This window comes from uncultured Thiodictyon sp., from assembly GCF_903828115.1.
Taxonomy (GTDB): Bacteria; Pseudomonadota; Gammaproteobacteria; order Chromatiales; family Chromatiaceae; genus Thiodictyon.
The window spans coordinates 1-2,921 of record NZ_CAIKKU010000629.1 but is presented as its reverse complement, the minus strand read 5'-3'; the positions used below and the strand labels follow the sequence as shown (position 1 = coordinate 2,921).

2 protein-coding genes are annotated in these 2,921 nt (G+C 63.1%); one reads left to right on the top strand and one right to left on the bottom strand.

Going from position 1 to position 2,921, the window contains the following annotated elements:
• Positions 1–507: 507 nt before the first annotated feature.
• Complete coding sequence (locus QZY48_RS23660; protein WP_295435702.1) at positions 508–1,563, bottom strand: IS110 family transposase; 1,056 nt, start codon at positions 1,561–1,563, stop codon at positions 508–510.
• 124 nt (positions 1,564–1,687) lie between these two features.
• Here QZY48_RS23660 and QZY48_RS23655 point away from each other — a divergent pair.
• On the top strand, positions 1,688–2,921 hold a 1,234-nt coding region (locus QZY48_RS23655; RefSeq protein WP_295435700.1), incomplete at its 3' end, for an ISNCY family transposase.

The window sequence follows — 2,921 nt, the reverse complement described above, 5'->3', positions numbered from 1 at the left end:
GGCTACTACTATCGGAGCCAAGACCTTCACGTTCGGCTTGTGCGCGGCGGACAGTGAGTTTGAACCATTTGTGTTTGGCTCTCTGGCTCTCTGGCTCCCGCGCTCCAGCGTCACTGCCATTAAGTTAAGCCGTTCGTGGTGAGCCCTTCGGCTTCGCTCAGGAGAGCCTTGTCTCTGGCTCCCATATATGGTCCGCCCCGCGATGCAAGAGGAAAATCGCTGTTGGGCAGAAAGAGCCGTTGCAGCCATCTATCCGGCATCGTCGTACGGTGTTGCCACCAATCCGCGTGCCCTGATGGAATGCGCGTACCTTCCCGTCCTCATCACGCGCGCCGTCTCAGCATCGGCTGGCTGGTGGGAGCCACAGGTTTTCAGGAAGGTCGGTCTGGCCGTTCTTGCCATCACAGTGAGGTTCACTCTTCGCCACTCGTGGTGGTGATACTCGGTGGTCTTGGCGCCCGTTGGGCGGTGACTCGATCAGGGCGTCGTGTGCGGTGTCGACCGGACTCAACCCTTGGCGAGCGCCCCGAGCGTCGCATCGTAGGGTTTGCCGGTGCGTATCACGGCAAAGGCCATGCGCGCGATCTTGTTCGCCATCGCCACGACGGCGACGTTGGTCGGACGGCGACTCTTGAGCGCGCTGGCCCAACGGCTGGTGGCATCCTCCTTGCGCTCGACCCAGCGCAGGACGGCGCGCGCCCCGTGGATGATCAGTTGGCGCAGGTAGACGTCACCGCGCTTGCTGATCCCGAGCAGGCGCTCGCGCCCGCCGGTGGAATGCTGTCGCGGGACCAGCCCCAGCCAGGCCGCCAGGGCGCGCCCGTTGCGCAACAGGCCGACGTCCTCGCCGATGGCGGCCATCAAGGCGGTGGCGATCAGGGCGCCGATGCCAGGAATCGTCATCAGCCGTTGGGCGGTCTCATCGCTTTGGGCGATGACCTGAATCTGGGTGTCGAAATGCGCCACCTGCTCATCGAGATGGCGCAACTCCTCAAGCAGGCGATTCAACTCGGCGCGAAAGCGCTCGCTCAAGCCGTTCTCGGCCTCTTCGAGGATCTCGGGCAGGCGCCGCATCAGCGCCGCGCGCCCCTGGGGGATCTCGATCCCGTACTCCAGCAGCCGACCGCGCACCTGATTGACCTGCGCGGTGCGCCGCTCGACGCTGAGGCTGCGCATCCGATGAATCGCCTGGATGTCCTGCTGCTCCACCGTCTTGATGGCCACAAAACGCATGTTCGGACGCTGCACCGCCTCGCAGATCGCCTCGGCGTCCACCGCGTCGTTCTGGTTGGACTTCACAAACGGTTTGACGAACTGTGGGGCGATCAGACGCACTTCATGACCGAAATCACGAAACACCCGCGCCCAATGGTGCGCGCTCCCGCACGCCTCCATCGCCACCAGGCACGGTGGGCGATTCGCCATGAACGCGCTCAACTTCCCGCGGCTGACCTTCTTGCTGAGCACCTGGCGCCCCTGCGCATCCACCCCGTACACATGCATGCTGTTCTTGGCCAGATCGATGCCCATCGTGACCACAGGCTCTTTGCGACACTCTGTCATTGGTCTGCTCCGCTACCTCGGTTGACGATGCTTCAAAGTACATCGCTCATTGTGCCCGCTCAGGGCTCGTTGGAGGAGCGGGGCGGACCATCCCATTACGCCCAGCCTTTACTCGGTCACGGGGGTGGTAGCGGGCATTCGCGCGGCGTTGTTCGGACTGCCAGACCATCGTAAGGGCGGTAACAACCAGCGTTCTGTGATCGGTGACGCCGCCCTGAGCGCCTTTTCGGTGTTCTTCATGCAGAGCCCCTCTTTCCTGGATGATCAACGACGCATGCAGAAAGAGCGCGGACGCAACCATGCCCGTTCGCTGTTCGGCGTGCATCCGATTCCGAGTACCCAGCAGATCGGCAACCTGCTCGATCCGATTTCACCCGAACATCTGGATCCGGTGTTCGTCGACATCATCAATGCCTTGCACCAGCACCGTGCGTTGGACACCCATCGCCAGTCCGATGGACGCCTCTTGATTGCTCTCGACGGCACCGAATATCACGGCTCGTGCGCGGTCCACTGTGCACAGTGCTCCACGCGCACGCTCGGCAACGGCCAGACCCAGTTCTATCATGTCGCCGTGACGCCGGTGATCGTCGCCCCCGGACAAGCGGACGTGTTCCCGTTGCCGCCGGCGTTCGTCCGTCCCCAGGACGGGCACGCGAAGCAAGACTGTGAACTCACGGCCGCCACCCGCTGGCTCCAGCAGTGGGGGGCGCGGATCGCGCCCTGGCGCACGACCCTGTTGGGGGATGATCTGTATTGCCATCAGCCGTTTTGCCAGCAGGTGCTCGCGCAGGGTTGCGCGTTTCTGTTCGTCTGCCTGCCACCGTCCCATCCACTCCTCGACGAATGGGTGGCGGACTTCGAGCGCCGCGGTGAGGTGTCCACCTTGGTGAAGACCCGCTGGACGGGCACGCAGCGCCTGACCGATACCTATCGGTGGCTCAATGACTTGCCGCTGCGCGACGGGAAAGACGCCTTGCTGGTCGGCTGGTGCGAACTCACCACCACCGATGCCGAGGGCCAGGTGCTCGACCGCAACGCCTGGGCCAGTTCCAAGCCCGTCAGCGCCGACAACGTCATCGCCCTGGTCGTCGTCGGGCGCAGTCGCTGGAAAATCGAGAACGAAAACAACAATACGCTCAAGACTAAGGGGTACCATTTCGAACACAATTATGGTCATGGTCAGCAGCATCTGGCCGCCCTGTTAGCGAGCCTGATCCGGTTGGCGTTCCTCGTTCTTACCGTGCTTGACCGACTCCATCCTGGTTACCAGGCGGTGCGCCGTCAACTGCCGTCGCGTCGCACGTTCTTCGAGCATCTGCATGCACTGACCCAGTATCTGCCCTTCGATTCCTGGG